The organism is Bacillus sp. A260 (assembly GCF_009861435.1).
GTDB lineage: Bacteria > Bacillota > Bacilli > Bacillales > Bacillaceae_G > Bacillus_A > Bacillus_A cereus.
The window spans coordinates 2002274-2018652 of record NZ_CP046398.1 but is presented as its reverse complement, the minus strand read 5'-3'; the positions used below and the strand labels follow the sequence as shown (position 1 = coordinate 2018652).

The window sequence follows — 16379 nt, the reverse complement described above, 5'->3', positions numbered from 1 at the left end:
GCTCTCTGGAGAACAGCTCACTATTTTACTCTTTCTCGTCTTCAGATTTGTATACTTTGTTAAAAGTTATTTTATGCCATTTAGCAACTAATTGTCAACTAATTCAAAATATATCCTTATCTTTTTTCCCTATTCTTATACAATTACTTTTCAAATTCTCGCAATGCTGCTAAATTTTCATCATCCTCAATAAGTTCAGCAAAGAATCCCGATTCATCCTCACGAAGGACAAATTCAAGCTCTTCCTTCGCCTCTTCATTTCTATTTAACTGCGCTAAATAACAAGCACGATCATATCTTGCTAACAAATCACTCGCGTCAATTATTAATACTTCATTTGTTATTTTTTCTGCCTGTATCGTTTGGCCGGCACCATGATATGAAGATGCTAAAGAAAGAAGAATTGCTGTTTCATTTGGATGATGTATAGAAGCATTTTCTAATACATGAATTGCCTCTTCAAACCTTTCTTGACTTTGATATATTTCTCCTAAAGCAAGAAATGCTCTACTTACAAACGGTGTTTGCTCTGTTAATTGTAAGATAATCTTTTCTGCTTTTCTTTCTTCCCCTGCTTTAAAGAATACTTGTGCTTGCAGAAGAAGAGTATCATAATCATCTGGTAGTTCTCGAACCATTTGTTTCGTTAATTCCAAAGCATCTCTTAACATATCTTCTTCCTCGCACTCAACGAAAAGATTTACAAGTTGCTTCGCTACGTCATAATCCCATTTATTTTCTAGTGACGTGTGCAGAATCTCTATTGCTTCTTTATTCATCTCTACATTCTCATAAAATAGCGCAAATCGCTGTGCTGCCATACTATTTTTCGGATTTAACTTTAAAGAGATTTCATATAAATCAATTATCATAGTAACCATTGAAATTTCTTTCGCACGATTTTTCATACGATAAAAAGCTCTCGTAATGATAGATCGTTTTGGCTGTTCATGCAGCTGGCGTTCAATCCATATTTCCGTAACCGCAGCTGCAGCATACATGAATGCTGTACTCCTTTCTGCTTTTTTCACCTTTAACGTATGAAGAAAATCTCGTATGTTAGACAATTTTTTATGTTGCTCTACTGCTTTTACATAAACATCAAATATACGTTCATTATCAAAATCTTTTTGTATTACTTTCATTGCAACTTCAATTGCTTTTACATTTCTTTTTTTCACTAATACTTTTGCATAATGATATAGAACTTCTATATGCTCACCATCTAATTGTAGTGCGTATTCAACCTGTGCTTGTTCTTTATCTATTTCATTCATCGCTCCGTACACATACGCAATCGCATCTAAACGCCATATTTCAGGTACTTCGTCCGCTAATTGTTCTAGTTCAGTCAGCAATTCTTCCTGAAGATTCATATCTACTGAAAGCTGTGCTAAATATTCCATATTAATATGCAACGGCTCTTCTTTCATCGCCTGAACCATATGACTTTGTTCTTTAGAACGGTTTTCTTCTTTTTCGTATATTTCCGCAAGCTGTAAATGTACACCTACGAAATTCCCATCAAGCTCTAAACATGTTTCATACGCTTGTTTTGCTTCCGTCAATTGCCCTAATGCCATAAGTATTTCACCAATTCGGTAATACGGTAATGCCGTTTCCATTTGTTCTATCGCCTTATTATATCTTTTCATCGCTTGGCCGTACTGTCCAATAGATTCATATAAAATACCTGCATAACAACCGTACTCACTTACTTCATTTCTTTCTTTGTGTAACGTTCTTAAAAATGCTATACCTCGTTGTACAAATTCCGTTCCTTTAATTCGATTCACATATTCATCTAACGCACTTACTACATTATAATCACTTTTCTTTATACCATTTTCTAACTTAGATAGTGCTACTTTAAACCCTTCTTCATTTCCACCAAGTTCAATTTCAGCATCCCATAAAACCATTCCTGCATTCATGAGGAAATCTTGGCTCTTTTCAATTTGCTTCTCAAGACCAAGTATATATTCTTTTGCTTCCTTATATTGTTCTCTTGCCATATAAACTTGTGTAAGTCCGAAGTGAGAATAAACATCCTCATCATTTTCTTCTAAAGCACGCTTATACAATACTTCTGCTTCTTCCAAGCTATCATTTTGAAAATGATAATCACCTAATTTTACGTAAAGAGGTGCTTTATCATCACAATTCTCAATACCGTTTAATAAAATTTCTTTCGCACTTTCCTCATCCTTCAAATCAGATTCGTATATTTCCGAAAGTTTCGTATAAATGTAAGGTGCATTACTATCCAAATGAATCGCTACTTTAAGCCCTTTTATTGCTAAATATAATTTCCCTAGTTGATGTGCACATCTCGCTCGTTCATACCATACATGCGCTTCATATTTATACTCTTTTAACAAGTCATTAAAGATTTCATATGCTTCTTCATATCTTTCTAAATCTATTAATATTAAACCGTGATTTGTTAAAGTGAACCTTTCAGGACTACGCTCTAATGCAACTTGAGAGTATTGCAATGCTTTTTCAGATTGATCAATATACATATAGGATAAAGCGAGAAAACTCCAAGCAATAGGCTGATCTGCATCTAATTGTAACGATAAACGAAAGCTTAAAATCGCTTCTAGATAACTTTCTTGTTCAAACGCATATCTTCCGTTTATTAAATGATATAAAGCACGATTATTTTTCTTCTCAACGCTTGTCAGCATTTGCTCCGCTTTCTCTACTTCTTGAAGACGAATAAAACATTGTGCACCATGCAATTTAACAAAGTCCGAGTTCGGAAACTTTTCCATTAACTTATCGATACAATATAAAATAAATTCTTTATCTACTTCAACATCTAAGTGCTTTATCGTATATAACCACGTATTTGGATTATCACTCGTTTCTTTTAAAAATTGTACTAAGTTACTAATTCCCTCTTTGTCATGTTCATCTAAATGATCCGTAAGAGAAAAAATAGATTTAAAGTAACGATTTTCTTCCTCACTTAGAAACGCTAGTTGCTCCTTCTTTTCTTTCGGAACAAACGTGATTGCTAAACAGCCTGTATAACGATATTTTTCTTGTAATTTACTATATTCCACAAGAACTGGTTCTATAAAGTTTGGATCTTGAACATAGAAAGCTTGCAATGTATCATCATATCCAGATAGAACTTGTACGTGTGAAGCATGCTCAATATCTATACTTAATAAAACAGGAATTCCTTCGTCAATCAGTCTCTTATAATTCTCTTCGTTCCCTTTAAAATAACGATATTCATAACCTAATTCTTCTAAATAAGAAACAGTATCTGAAAACTTCGATCCTGTCATATCAAAAATAAACTCTGCTATTTCATCTTGTGTACGTTTCTCTCCCCATATACGCAACATCATCTCTAAACTTGTCGGAACACAATAATTATCCTTTTGTACAATTGGAACTATCGGCAAGTGAACCTTTTTTCCATCCGGATTTTTTTCTAAATTATGATATAAAGATTCTTTTAAACTCTTTTCTTCTTTTAATAGTTTTTGTAAATCTGCAAATTTATTCATTTTGTACAGTGCTTCTGCACGTAAATGTACAAAGTAAGTATTATAGGCATGATATGGCAGCTGAGTATTTATGTTATCTATTACCGCTAACATCTCTTCATATTGCTCTAAATCTAATAAATACTTTATCTTCTCAAAATGAAAATATGGTACTTGTGGGAATTTTACAATCGCATCATCGATTAACTGTATCGCGCGTTTTTGTTCTCCTTTATTCGCATACAATTGTGATAATAAATAGGTAGATAACTCTTCACAATCTTCATGCTGCATGCCAGCAATAAATTGTTCTTCCGCTTTCTCCCATTCACCTGTATGCATATAAACGTAGCCCCATTTATCAAACACTGCGCGCGCACTGTACTCCTCTGCTTTTTGCATATACATTAACGCTTCTTCGTTTCGTTTCATTTCTAAAAGACATCGTACTAACGTAAAATATGTTTTCGCTAAAAAATCTGCATCTATTTCTTCTTTACTTAACTCTTCTAAAGAAGATTTTAACAACTGCTCTGCTTCAAGAATTTTCCGCTCATCAATTAACTCATCACAATATAAAGAGAGCGTTCTCATATTTGGGAATTTTTTATAAGCGTAACGAATGAGGAATGAACTGTATTGGTGCATAAGCCCTTCATCAGTAAGGCGAATTAATATATCGAACTCCTTATGCGAAGGAATATTGGCAAGCCAATTCTTCACATAGGATAAAGTATTCGTTTCTTTTATATATGCAATTTCATTATTTATTTCCTGTAATCCATCTACAAATCTCTTGTCTTTTAAACAAGTTTCTAACTGCTTAAAATCTAGCATGCATTCACCTCGAATTTATATTTATACTGCTACTTGCTTAGATTTTACACACCATATAGTATGTATTCAACTAAAATCTCTTATAATGGATGGTATTAATTAATATTATTCAAATTTATAACAAAATATAGTAAAAATGATTGTCTTTCTCTGTATTTTGTTTGATTATATAGAATAACGTAACATGTGTATCCTATCTTTTGTTAGTTAAAAACAGTACATGAAATTATATCGGCGATTATACGGTGAATATCGACTTACCAACAAAAAATGACATTTTTCTCATTCATTAAATTTCAACTCTACAAAAACACTGTAATGATCACTAGGAAACACACCAGTTGAAGTTAGTACCGAATCCCCAAATATAGATACGTTTTCAATCGTAGGAAATTCAATTGCGGCATTTTCTTGTATCATGACCCAATCATATCTTTTTTCTTGCTTTACATCACCTTTTAAATTCGGATTCTTTCTATAATCTAAAGTTGGTTGAGCTATCATGTTCTCTTCGATTTCTTTAAACTGAGCTACATCTATCCAATGCTTCCGAATTAAGTATTGATGCACCATTGAATATGGATCATCATTAAAATCACCACATAATAATTCGTAATCACTTACTTTATTTGTAATCCAATTATTCACGGCATTCATTTGTTCTTGTCTTTTTCTATTAGATTTCCAATTTAAATGAACATTCGTAACTCCTAAATTGCAACCTTTATATGTAAACATGATTCGAATAGCACAATAATTTGATTCATCTATATCAGTTTCCCAAATTGCTTCTTCATCTATAATAGGTATTTTACTTAAAAAGGCTAATCCTTCATCTGGAGAATCAGGGTACTCCTTAAATATACAAAACTAAAATTCTCTATAGAATAGTCGTATTCCTACACTTTTCTTAAAATTTCAAAGCAAAAAGCTAGTGTATTTTTAATAATACACTAGCTTTTTATTTGGAAGAAAAATTTAACAAGTACAATCACAATCAAAACAATCCGTACAGTCTAAATCGTCACAATCTGCTTTTCTCTTTCTTTTGTTTCTTTTAAGATAATAATACAGTAGCCCAAACAATAGTATACAAATAACAAAAGCTATTATTGCTTCTGTATAGTTATTTTGAGTCATAAAACCAATTCCACTTCCGCCTGAAATAAAAATTAGAATTAAGTAAATCCAGAACATCTATGTAAATACCTCCATTACTATATATCTTAAGATAATATCCATATAACACTAGAGGAAATGAATAATCCCATACCATTACCGCTTAATACACCAGTAGTTATTCTTAGCAAATTTGAGCTATTTCTCCATTTCCACTTTTGGGTGAACCCATCGATAAGTAACGGAATTTGAGCGAAAAATGATAGTATGATTGCCAAAAGAAATGAAGGTGTCATATAAAAATAAATTGGAAACATTAAAATACCAATAAGCATGCCTGTACAACGTGCACATAAAGGTATGTACTTTTGTAGTTTAAAAAAACTCCTATCTAATCTTCTATGACAAGGAATTTGTAAAATAAAAGTTCGAATCAATATGAATCACCCTCTCTAAAAAGATTTTAATTGATTTTGCAAAAAAAATATATATCCAATAAAAAAACAAACCAGGTTTATACTAGACCCAGTTTGTCAGTTTACTACTATGTTACATCTCCTCAGGTGCCTCCACCCCAAGTAAACGTAATCCTTCTTTTAATACAACCGTCACAGCATAAACCAATGCGAGTCTGCTGTCTTTTTCTTTGCTCTCTTCTAATATACGAACATTACCGTAATATTTATTGAATGATTGTGCTACATCTAATATATATTTCGAAATAATCGATGGCTCATTTTTATTGAAAGCTGCTTCAATTATTTGCGGGAATTTATTTAGTAATTTTACGACACTCCAGCTATGATCGTCTTTTAAAGCAAATGTACATGTTTCAAATTCTACACTTTCTTTTCTTAAAATAGAACAAGCACGTGCATGTGTGTACTGTACGTACGGGCCTGTTTCTCCTTCAAATTTCAGCATGTTTTCTAATGAGAATTCAATATTGTGCATACGCTCATTTTTTAAATCGTGGAAGATGATTGCACCAACACCGACTTGCTTTGCTACTACTTCTTTTTGTTTTAAGTTTGGATTTTTCTCTTCAATATTTTGTTTTGCAAGTTCGATTGCTTCTTCGAGTACTTCTTCAAGTAAAATAACTCTTCCTTTACGTGTCGACATTTTCTTACCATCTTTTAAAATGAAGCCAAACGGTACATGTTCCATACCATCAACCCAAGTATAGCCAAGTTTTTTTAATACGGTGAAAAATTGATTGAAATGTAAGCTTTGTTCTGGACCAACAACATATAGCGCTTTATCAAACCCATAAGTGTTTTGACGATATAAAGCTGCCGTTAAGTCACGCGTTGCATAAATCGTCGCACCATCTGATTTTCTAATTAAGCAAGGCGGCATTCCTTCTTCTTCTAAATTAACGACTAATGCACCTTCTGATTCTTCAAGCAACTCATGTTCTTCTAAAATCCCAATAAAATCTTCCATTAAATTATTATAAAATGCTTCTCCCTGAAAATTAGTAAATTCTACGCCGAGAAGTTCATAAATGCGCGAAAATTCTTTAAGGGACTCATGACGGAACCAATTCCAAAGTTCTACCGCTTCTTCATCACCTTCTTCTAGTTTCTTAAACCAAGCACGTCCTTCTTCTTCTAGTTCTTCGTCGTCTTTTACCTCTTCATGGAATTGGACATATAACTTAAATAGCTCACGTATTGGATCTTCTTTAACTACTGCTTCATTTCCCCATTTTTTATAAGCCGTAATTAACTTTCCAAACTGTGTTCCCCAATCTCCTATATAATTAATCCCTACAACTTCATAGCCACATTTTTCAGCGATATGTTTCAGCGAATTTCCTATCATTGTAGAACGTAAATGCCCCATCGAAAAAGGTTTCGCGATATTAGGAGAGGAATAATCAATTACTACTGTTTTTTCACAGCCAAAGTGGTTTTGACCGAACTCTTCTTTCTCCGCTAAAACTGTTTTTAATACTGCATCACTTACAGTTTCACGATTGAAAAATACATTTACATAAGGACCAACGGCTTCTACTTTCGTAAAAAACGGATCATTGAATTTCTCAGCAACTTCCTTTGCGATAAGAGCTGGTGCTTTTTTATATTGCTTCGCTAATGAAAAGCATGGGAACGCTGCATCTCCAAATTCATCTTGTTTCGGTGTTTCAATTAAATCTAAAATTTGTTTTTGCGTTAATTCATTCGTGAAAATATTAGATAAACTTTCCGCAAACTGCATTTTATAATCCATGATACAACCTCCTTATTTTTTAAAACACAAAAAACTCGTCTCTAAAAAAGAGACGAGTTTTAACCCGTGGTACCACCCTTGTTGTTCGTTACGAACCACTTTCCCGTTTATAACGAGGACAGGGGGCCTCGGCTTTCTCTACTATTCGTTCAAGAAGCATCTCCGAAGTGCGCTTCATCTTTTTCTTCCGTACTAGGCTCACACCATCCCTAGCTCGCTTTCCTTCTAAAAAAGACTACTCTCTTCATCACAGACAGTATATTTAATTAATTATTGCTTATTATACATCTTTTCAAACAATTAGCAAGGGTCAATTACACCAAAGTGAAACTTAGCACTTTTTCTTTTGTATACATAAAAATTGTGTTTTTCAAATCTAGAACTACGAAAATGATCTTTTAAAACGACACGTTTTCTCGCCACTCGTTTTGCCTCCGCAATTGTTTCGTCAGTAATATCATGATACAAAGCGAAGTGTTTTAATCCTTTAATTCCATCGGATTCTATGACAGTTTCTTCAAACATCGGATCAAGGTAAACGACATCGTAACTATTGTCTTCACATTGCGCTAAAAATGAAAAATGCTCTGTTTGCTTTACTTGGATTCTTTGCATTGCTTCATCAATTTCAGAAACAGATGAAGACCATGTTTTCAAACCATTTTCCATAATATAAGCCATATACTCATTGCCTTCAAGTCCTGTTACTTTTCCGCTTTCCCCAACAACATAACTAGCTACAATACTATCTGATGCCATCCCGAGCGTACAATCTAACACTGTCATTCCGCTCTCTAATTTAGCAGCTTGTACAAACGGATCGTGTTCTCCACGCATTAACCTTTTCACACGAAACATCGCTGAGTTCGGATGAAAGAAAAACGATTCTTCCGTACCTTTTGGATAAATAGCTAATCGGTTCTTCCCAACGACAAGCACATCTTGTTCATACTGCTCATGTAGCTTATGTACCGGTATGTCATTACGTTTAACGAAAGAAGCATTTAATTCTGCTGCTACCTCGTTTGCATAATCTGTCATTTCTTTATTCGTTCTTCCTGCTGTTGTTACGATCATTGTTTCACCTCTATATAAAGAAAAGAGGGAGATTTACTCTCCCCCTTCTTTAGCAATTCTTTTCGAAAGCTTGTTCTAAGTTCGTAATAATTTCGTCCATAGTTGCACCTTCAATTTCATGACGGTGAATGAAGTGAACAACTTCTTTTCCTTTTAATAATGCCATAGATGGTGAAGATGGAGGAATTTCTCCGAAGTATTCACGCATTTTTGCAGTAGCATCTTTATCTTGACCTGCGAATACAGTTACAAGATGATCAGGTTGTTTTTCAGCACGAACAACCGCTTGACCTGCTGATGGACGTGCTAAACCAGCTGCACAACCACAAACAGAGTTTACAACTACTAAAGTTGTACCTGATGTATTTTCCATAAATTCTGTTACAGCTTCTTCTGTAGTTAACTCTTCAAACCCAGAACGCACTAACTCTTGGCGCATTGGGATTACCATTTGGCGCATGTATTCTTCATAAGCATTTGACATCTTGTAATCTCTCCTTCAACTTTCATTCCAAATTCATCATATCACGCTCTATTAATAGGTGCAAAAGAAAGATAACGATGATTTCATTTTTTTGTAGGGATTTCACAAACCCCACCGCGGCAATGTCCCACTGGAACAAGTTTTCTATTATTAGCGATATAATCGTATACTTTACTTCCAAAACCAAGTACGATAGATAGCTTTATAAAAGGAACTGCAAACCAATAAGATGGAACGGCCTTTGCTAATACATCTATGCTCTGAATACCGTCATACCACTTATTATTTTTAAAAATATACAGTCTTTGTTCCATCTTACTTTGTAGTTCTTGAGAAAGCTCATACTTCTCAACTACATCTTCATTTCGAAATGAAACAAATTTCATCTTACCCTTTTTATCTAATTTTTTCGTACGTTCTGCAACGGCCGTACACATCGGACACCAACTATCATAGAAAACAATCATACATTATTCCCCTTTACGTGACTCCGTCATTTGTTTCCATACAGAACCTTTTGCTTCTTCTCCGCCTTCAATACGCTCTAATGCTAGACGTGCTTGCATCGCTACTTCAAACTCTGGATCATCTTGCGCTGCTTTTAATGCTGGAATCGCACTTTCATCTCCAAGTTCAAATAAGAACATCGCTGCACGCCAGCGTACTAATTTACTTGGATCTTTCAGAGATTTAATCATAACGAACATCGCTGCCGGATCACCTACATCCGATAAACAATCTCCTGCAGTACGGCGAACACTTACAGAGCGATCTAACAACGCTTTATATAATAACGGTAATACTTCATCACCTTTTACCATACCTAAATACGCTGTTGCTAAGCGGCGTATTGAAACTTTTTCATCGTCTAACGCCATCTTCAACACTGGAATATCTTCTTCAGTAGGATCCATTTGTTCTAATGCTGCAAAACGGTTTTTCCAGTCAGAATCTTTCATCATCTCTTCTGTTACTTTATATGGCTCACGCTTTTGAATCGTTACTTCAACAGCACCCGCTTGATTTAATAATTCTTTAACCGTTTCATTTACACGTTCTTCTGAATAAGCAGCAACAATCTCTTCCACTACTTCTTTCCCAATTTCTTCAAAATTACCGTAACGTGTACTTTGTTCTACCCATTTACGCTCTTTTACAACGTTTGGTGCAGACATTTGCACTTTCATAATTGATTCTTTAAAACGATCTGGTAAACCAACACGTTCTTCCGTCGTTCCATCTGTTAACTTTACTTGCATTGGAATTGTAAAGAACATTTGAACAAACACTTTCACTTCTCCAAAATGAGCAAGTTGTTGTTCTTCACTTTCTTCCAATACTTCTTCGCCGAAAACAGCACGAACTTGTTGTAATAAAACTTTCCAGTCATACTTCGCATTTCGCTCCACTGCTAAAAAGTCGGCTACATGATATACACCTTTAATGCCTTCAATTTTCAAAATTTCTTGCACTTGCATTGGTGCTTGTTCTTTATTTTCATTTGTATAATTATTACGTGCTCCTGATGGTAATACTTCATTCAAAATAACTTTCATTGTATTTGGACTTGGCGTCGGTTCAATTGCTTTAATCTTCACGTAAAAAACTCTCCTTTATTGCATGTTCTTAGCTGTATTGTAACATGTTATCACTCTATACTCCTACTCGGATGCTTAATTTTACTACTTTCTTCCCGCTACCATACTATTTCATTCTTTTTACATTTTAAATTAGGAACGGGATTTTAAAAGCTTTCGTTTCCGATGATTTTTATTTTTTATCCATTAAGTTTATTAAAATACTTTCCACAATTTTTTCCGAAGCTATTACTTAAAATCACCTTTTATTACAATGCCCCCTCCCGCCTTCTCTCCAAAAAGGTAATACTCTCAATCACAACTTCAGTTCTATATATTCTCTTGCCTTGTTCATCATCGTAATTACTAGTCTGAATACGCCCTGTAATCCCAACGAGCGACCCCTTCTTACAATATTCAGTTACATTCTCAGCCGATTTGCGCCAAACGACACAATTAATAAAATCGACTTGTTGTTCACCTAAACTATTTCGAAATCCTCTATTCACCGCAACACATATTCGTGCATAAGCGACGCCCTGTTTTGTGTAGTATAATTCTGGCTCCTTTGTCAATCTACCGATTAATACAACTCGATTCATCATAAGTTATACCACCTCACATGTTTTTCTTCATTGTAAGGAGAAATGTTTGAATGGTAAAAAGCACAAAATGATATATCCGTAAGTAAAAAGTATTATTTTAGACCTTACAAAACAAAAAAAGAAACCATACATAGTTCAAACATGTATGGTTTCAAAATTTATTACACTTCAGTACAAGATATGTAATATCCTCCGCGAGCCATCTTTATTTCAGCACGGTACATTGCATTTTCTAAGTAGAAAGTAATCGGTTTAACTTTACTCTCAAATTTTAGTCTTTCATTGCATTCAGTTGCATATCCTTCAATCGCTGAAGTAATAACTTTTGATGATGGATACGTTAAAGCTTCATCTAGTTCTATGAAAAAACTTTTAGAAAATAGTTTTTTCATAATCCCCTTCTTCTCTTTCATCATATTCCATCTCCTTCACTTCAAGTTGCTATCATCCATATTATACCATACATTCAATATATCTTTGAAAATAAAAAAATCCTGCATTTTTCATGCAGGATTTTTTTATTAGTCATTTTTCGTAAAGTACGAAACGAAACGAAGAATTTCTAAGTATAACCATACTAATGTAAGCATTAATCCCATCGCAGTATACCACTCCATATATTTCGGAGCTTGACTACGTACACCATTTTCGATTAAATCGAAATCTAGTAATAAGTTTAATGCAGCAACTACAATAACAACTGCACTAATAATAATACCGATTGTACCACCTTGGTGAATGTATGGAACAGTTACACCAAACATATTTAGTAGAAATACGACTAAATACATAACCATAATTCCAAGTGTTGCTGCCATCACGCCTGTACGGAATTTATCCGTTACTTTTACTACGCGTGTTGCATATAACACTAACATTGCAAATAGAATTGAGATTGTTAGTAATACAGCATTTAAAACGATAGAATCGCCAAATTTCATTGTATAAACTGCTGAAATACTTCCTAACACAACCCCTTCTACCGCTGCATAGATTGGTGCACCAAAAGGTGAAATACGCGGGAAGAACATAGACGCAAATGCGATGATTGCCGCAACGATTAAAGCACCAATTAATACTGGCATCTTCATCGTCCCCTGCATCATCTGTATGTATGAATAGACAGACGTTGCAAGTAGCAAGATAAGCATAATGAACGTTTTGCCTACTGTTCCGCCAATCGTCATCGCAGAAGCACTTGCTCCCTCTTTACGGAATGCCTCTTTTTTCAACATTGGATTAGATGTTCTCATTTTTTCCCTCCTAAAATAGGTTCTACCAATAGTGTAAAGTTTTTCTCTTTACTTTTCAATATATGCAGCTTGTTTTTATTTTAATCCTTCAACGATGTCTGATAGTTCACTCCATCTTTCCATCTTTTTTTCTAGCTCTTCTTCTGTTTTCTGCTGTGCTTCAGATAATTCTTGTGCCTTTGTGAAGTCAGATCCAACTTTCGCAAGTTCTTCTCCAATTGACTCAATTTTCTCTTCAAGTTCGGCAATTGTATCTTCAATCGTTTCCCATTCACGCTGTTCATTGTATGAAAGTTTACGTTTACGTTGTTGTTTTGGAGCTTCTTCTACAACTTTTTTCTCTTTTTGAACTTCCGCTTTCTCCATAAGTTCTCTCGTTTTTTCCATTTCTAAATAATCTGTATAACTACCTAGAAACTCACGCACTTCGCCTCCGCCAGTAAAGATGAACAGTTCATCTACTACTTTATCTAAGAAGTAACGGTCATGCGATACAGTTAAAACGACACCTGGGAAATCTTCTAAATAATCTTCTAGTACTGTTAATGTTTGTGTATCTAGATCGTTCGTAGGTTCATCAAGTAAAAGTACGTTTGGTTCTCCCATTAAAATACGTAATAAATATAAACGTCTTCTTTCACCACCAGATAGTTTACCAAGTGGTGTACCATGTGAATGCGTCGGGAATAAGAAACGTTCTAACATTTGAGATGCACCAATTACTTTTCCATCTGTCGTATGAATAACTTCTGCAATCTCTTTAATGTATTCAATCATACGCTGATTTAAATTCATCTCTTCATTTTCTTGCGTATAATAAGCAACTTTTACAGTTTGTCCTACTTCCACTTCACCACTATCAGGAGATAACTTACCTGCAAGCATATTTAATAGGGAAGATTTCCCACTTCCATTCGCCCCAATAATTCCGATACGATCACCCGGTTTCACAATATGATTAAAATTATGTAATACCGTCTTATCGCCAAATTTTTTCGTTACATCTTTTAACTCAAGTACTTTCTTTCCTAGACGACTTCCGCTTAGTGCAATATCAACTGACTGTTTTGCAGCTGGTCCTTCTTGTGCCTTTAGCTCATCAAAACGCTGAATACGCGCCTTTTGTTTCGTAGAACGGGCTTTTGCACCACGACGAATCCAAGCAAGTTCACGACGATATAAATTTTGGCGTTTCGATTCTTGTGCCAATTCTTGCTCTTCACGAAGTGCTTTCGCTTCTAAAAATGTACTATAGTTTCCTTCGTAGCTATATAGTTTACCATTATCTAATTCAAAAATACGATTCGTCACACGATCTAAGAAATAACGATCATGGGTTACAAGTAATACCGAACCTGTATATCTCGCTAAATATTCTTCTAACCATTCAACTGTCTCGTGGTCAAGATGGTTCGTAGGCTCGTCTAAAATTAATAAATCCGGTGTTTCAATAAAACATTGTGCCATTGCGATACGTTTTTTCTGTCCACCAGATAAATTCCCAACAATTGCAGTGAAGTCCGTAATTCCTAATTTCGTTAAAAGAGATTTCGCATTTGCATTTGCTTCCCATGCACTCATTGCATCCATACGTTGCTGCACTGCAAATAATTGTTCCTGCACTTTTTCATTACTTGGATCTTTTTCAATATTTAATAGTGCTTTTTCATAATCACGAAGAAGACGAATTAAAGGTGTATCACCATGGAACACTTGCTCTAATACTGTCAGTTTTTCATCAAACTCTGGTTGCTGTGATAAATAACTAATTGTATACCCTCGTGAATGCGTCATATCACCTGTATCAGGAGTTTCTAATCCCGCAATAATTTTTAATAATGTCGATTTACCTGTTCCGTTTACACCAATAATTCCGACACGTTGTCCTTCTGTAATACTACATGATAATCCATCAAATAACGGCTTTTCTCCATATGATTTTGATAAGTTCTCCACAGTTAACATTTTCATATTTGTGCATTCCACTCTTTCATAAATTGTTCAATAAACTGTTCCATATAAAGATGACGAATTTCAGCCTCTTGTTTTGCTGCATTCGTATTCATTAAATCTTTTAATTTCAAAAGTTTTTCATAAAAATGATTTAAAGATGGATCATTATTTTTTCTATACTCTTCTTTCGTCATTTCTTCACGCGGTGGAATAGTTGGGTCATACATTAATCTCCCTTTCGCCCCGCCATATGCAAATGTACGAGCAATTCCTATTGCACCAAGAGCATCTAAACGATCCGCATCTTGAACAATTTTCCCTTCAAGTGACTCTACTGTGCCGCCATGGCCACCTTTATAAGACATATTGGCGATGATATGAAGAATATGTTTACTTTCCTCTTCTTCAACACGTAGCTCTTCTAACCAATCAGAAACTTTTTTCATTCCTGCTTCTTCACTTTCATTTAGCTTTTCATCTGCCACATCGTGAAGTAATGCTGCCATTTCAATTATAAAACGATTTCCACCTTCTTGCTCAGATAAAGAAATCGCCATTTTATGTACACGTTCAATATGATACCAATCATGCCCACTCGCATCTTTTTCTAAAATATGTTTTACAAAAGTAATTGTTTTTTGAATTTTTTCTTGTTTTGTCATTTTATCTTCACCCAGTTACTTATTGTAACACGCCCGCATTTTTTCATCACATATTTTCTTGTCCGCCCATACACTAGGTGGTAGGCATCATCATGAAGGAGGAATAAACATGTTCTATAATAATCAACCGCCTTATCCAAGGCAACCATTGTATCCTCAACAACAAGAACAGAGATACACAGAACAATACGAAGAACAAGAGTTACAACAGCAAGAGCAACAATATGACGAAAACCCATATGCAACAACGCAAAACCAAGAAACTGAATTTCAACAAAATCCATATGACACACGTCCAAATTATGAATATCCTCAAAATCCATATGCAGCACCACAAAATCAAGAACAGCGATATCCTCAAAATCCATATGTAATACCACAAAACCAAGAACAACAATATCAACAAAATCCATATGCAGCACCACAAAACCAAGAACAACAATATCAACAAAATCCATATGTAGCACCACAAAACCAAGAACAACAATATCAACAAAATCCATATGCAGCACCACAAAACCCATACACAACTCAACCACAACAACCGCAATATCAACAACAAATGTATCAACCAAACTACGACGCACGTGTCTCACCACCTAAACCACCAACAATAGATCCAACTCAGCCACAAATTTTACCGCCCGGACCAACACTAGACATTACACAACCACAAATCTTACCACCTGGACCAATTACTGAACCAACACAACAACAAATTCAACAAGTTGTCGGTACACAATTTTTACCTTTCAAGAAACCTGTACTAGATTTCGTAAAACCATGGGTAGATTACGGTTTAAATGAAGCAAAACATACATCACACGAACACGCATTAACAGAAGTTGCTGCAATTATGTTTTTAGTTGGTAAAGGCTTCAATCCGACGATTGCTCATTATATCGTTGAATCTTGGGAGAAGAATGAGCAGTTTTAGGGTTGTTTATTTGATAAAATATAAAAAACACAAAAGTGCCAAACCCCTTATACCACAAGGGTTTTGGCACTTTTTAATATCTAAAACAAATTTTATTGAAATAATTATTTTTATAGATTTTTATACTT

General features: G+C 34.6%; 15 protein-coding genes and 2 other annotated features (1 of these 17 cut by a window edge). Of the genes, 1 reads left to right on the top strand and 14 read right to left on the bottom strand.

Annotated elements, in window-relative coordinates; all coding sequences use genetic code 11:
* Positions 1-51, bottom strand: a binding site (T-box leader); it reaches 190 nt to the left of the window's first position.
* Between the two features lie 92 nt (positions 52-143).
* The 14 genes from GD442_RS10335 to GD442_RS10270 all read right to left on the bottom strand — a co-directional run bounded on the left by GD442_RS10335 (position 144) and on the right by GD442_RS10270 (position 15314).
* Entirely contained in the window at positions 144-4346 is a 4203-nt protein-coding gene (locus GD442_RS10335; protein ID WP_000883844.1) for a bacteriocin-processing peptidase family protein, read from the bottom strand.
* Between the two features lie 282 nt (positions 4347-4628).
* Complete coding sequence (locus tag GD442_RS10330; RefSeq protein ID WP_346725509.1) at positions 4629-5210, bottom strand: hypothetical protein; 582 nt, start codon at positions 5208-5210, stop codon at positions 4629-4631.
* A gap of 114 nt (positions 5211-5324) precedes the next feature.
* Positions 5325-5543, bottom strand: coding sequence for a hypothetical protein (locus tag GD442_RS10325; RefSeq protein WP_000498606.1), 219 nt, complete (start codon positions 5541-5543; stop codon positions 5325-5327).
* Positions 5544-5572: 29 nt separating this feature from the next.
* Positions 5573-5902: a DUF2085 domain-containing protein gene (locus tag GD442_RS10320; RefSeq protein WP_000621474.1), complete on the bottom strand. Its 330-nt coding sequence runs from the start codon at positions 5900-5902 to the stop codon at positions 5573-5575.
* 112 nt (positions 5903-6014) lie between these two features.
* Entirely contained in the window at positions 6015-7703 is a 1689-nt protein-coding gene (gene argS / locus GD442_RS10315; protein ID WP_000384907.1) for an arginine--tRNA ligase, read from the bottom strand.
* A 45-nt stretch (positions 7704-7748) separates the two neighbouring features.
* Positions 7749-7963, bottom strand: a binding site (T-box leader).
* A gap of 40 nt (positions 7964-8003) precedes the next feature.
* Positions 8004-8780, bottom strand: a complete 777-nt coding sequence (locus GD442_RS10310; protein ID WP_000637455.1) for a class I SAM-dependent methyltransferase — start codon at positions 8778-8780, stop codon at positions 8004-8006.
* 49 nt (positions 8781-8829) lie between these two features.
* Complete coding sequence (locus tag GD442_RS10305) at positions 8830-9264, bottom strand: BrxA/BrxB family bacilliredoxin (RefSeq protein WP_000063706.1); 435 nt, start codon at positions 9262-9264, stop codon at positions 8830-8832.
* Between the two features lie 83 nt (positions 9265-9347).
* On the bottom strand, positions 9348-9731 hold the full coding sequence (locus tag GD442_RS10300; RefSeq protein ID WP_000634884.1) for a thiol-disulfide oxidoreductase DCC family protein: 384 nt from the start codon (positions 9729-9731) through the stop codon (positions 9348-9350).
* A gap of 3 nt (positions 9732-9734) precedes the next feature.
* Entirely contained in the window at positions 9735-10862 is a 1128-nt protein-coding gene (locus tag GD442_RS10295; protein ID WP_000692564.1) for a conserved virulence factor C family protein, read from the bottom strand.
* 248 nt (positions 10863-11110) lie between these two features.
* Positions 11111-11446: a single-stranded DNA-binding protein gene (locus GD442_RS10290; RefSeq protein ID WP_000982017.1), complete on the bottom strand. Its 336-nt coding sequence runs from the start codon at positions 11444-11446 to the stop codon at positions 11111-11113.
* A 161-nt stretch (positions 11447-11607) separates the two neighbouring features.
* Positions 11608-11862, bottom strand: a complete 255-nt coding sequence (locus GD442_RS10285) for a DUF4318 domain-containing protein (protein WP_000975138.1) — start codon at positions 11860-11862, stop codon at positions 11608-11610.
* A 105-nt stretch (positions 11863-11967) separates the two neighbouring features.
* A complete protein-coding gene (locus GD442_RS10280) occupies positions 11968-12699 on the bottom strand; it encodes a Bax inhibitor-1/YccA family protein (protein WP_001260655.1) in 732 nt (243 codons plus the stop codon).
* Positions 12700-12774: 75 nt separating this feature from the next.
* The gene (locus tag GD442_RS10275) at positions 12775-14670 is read right to left on the bottom strand and encodes an ABC-F family ATP-binding cassette domain-containing protein (protein WP_000783169.1); all 1896 of its coding nucleotides are present in this window, start codon (positions 14668-14670) and stop codon (positions 12775-12777) included.
* A complete protein-coding gene (locus GD442_RS10270; RefSeq protein ID WP_000165965.1) occupies positions 14667-15314 on the bottom strand; it encodes an HD domain-containing protein in 648 nt (215 codons plus the stop codon). The genes GD442_RS10275 and GD442_RS10270 overlap by 4 nt, the downstream gene beginning before the upstream one ends.
* A gap of 109 nt (positions 15315-15423) precedes the next feature.
* Here GD442_RS10270 and GD442_RS10265 point away from each other — a divergent pair, with 109 nt between their 5' ends.
* Positions 15424-16251 carry a hypothetical protein gene (locus GD442_RS10265; RefSeq protein WP_000499733.1) on the top strand — a complete coding sequence of 276 codons (828 nt, stop codon included), beginning with the start codon at positions 15424-15426 and terminating at the stop codon, positions 16249-16251.
* Positions 16252-16379 lie beyond the last annotated feature (128 nt).

Excerpts from the sequence above, each read along its gene's own strand:
- GD442_RS10335 (WP_000883844.1), bottom strand. The coding sequence starts at position 4,346 with ATGCTAGATTTTAAGCAGTTAGAAACTTGTTTAAAAGACAAGAGATTT.
- GD442_RS10300 (WP_000634884.1), bottom strand. The coding sequence starts at position 9,731 with ATGATTGTTTTCTATGATAGTTGGTGTCCGATGTGTACGGCCGTTGCA.
- GD442_RS10275 (WP_000783169.1), bottom strand. The coding sequence starts at position 14,670 with ATGAAAATGTTAACTGTGGAGAACTTATCAAAATCATATGGAGAAAAG.
- GD442_RS10280 (WP_001260655.1), bottom strand. The coding sequence starts at position 12,699 with ATGAGAACATCTAATCCAATGTTGAAAAAAGAGGCATTCCGTAAAGAG.
- GD442_RS10290 (WP_000982017.1), bottom strand. The coding sequence starts at position 11,446 with ATGATGAATCGAGTTGTATTAATCGGTAGATTGACAAAGGAGCCAGAA.
- argS (WP_000384907.1), bottom strand. The coding sequence starts at position 7,703 with ATGGATTATAAAATGCAGTTTGCGGAAAGTTTATCTAATATTTTCACG.
- GD442_RS10305 (WP_000063706.1), bottom strand. The coding sequence starts at position 9,264 with ATGTCAAATGCTTATGAAGAATACATGCGCCAAATGGTAATCCCAATG.
- GD442_RS10325 (WP_000498606.1), bottom strand. The coding sequence starts at position 5,543 with ATGTTCTGGATTTACTTAATTCTAATTTTTATTTCAGGCGGAAGTGGA.
- GD442_RS10265 (WP_000499733.1), top strand. The coding sequence starts at position 15,424 with ATGTTCTATAATAATCAACCGCCTTATCCAAGGCAACCATTGTATCCT.
- GD442_RS10310 (WP_000637455.1), bottom strand. The coding sequence starts at position 8,780 with ATGATCGTAACAACAGCAGGAAGAACGAATAAAGAAATGACAGATTAT.
- GD442_RS10285 (WP_000975138.1), bottom strand. The coding sequence starts at position 11,862 with ATGATGAAAGAGAAGAAGGGGATTATGAAAAAACTATTTTCTAAAAGT.
- GD442_RS10270 (WP_000165965.1), bottom strand. The coding sequence starts at position 15,314 with ATGACAAAACAAGAAAAAATTCAAAAAACAATTACTTTTGTAAAACAT.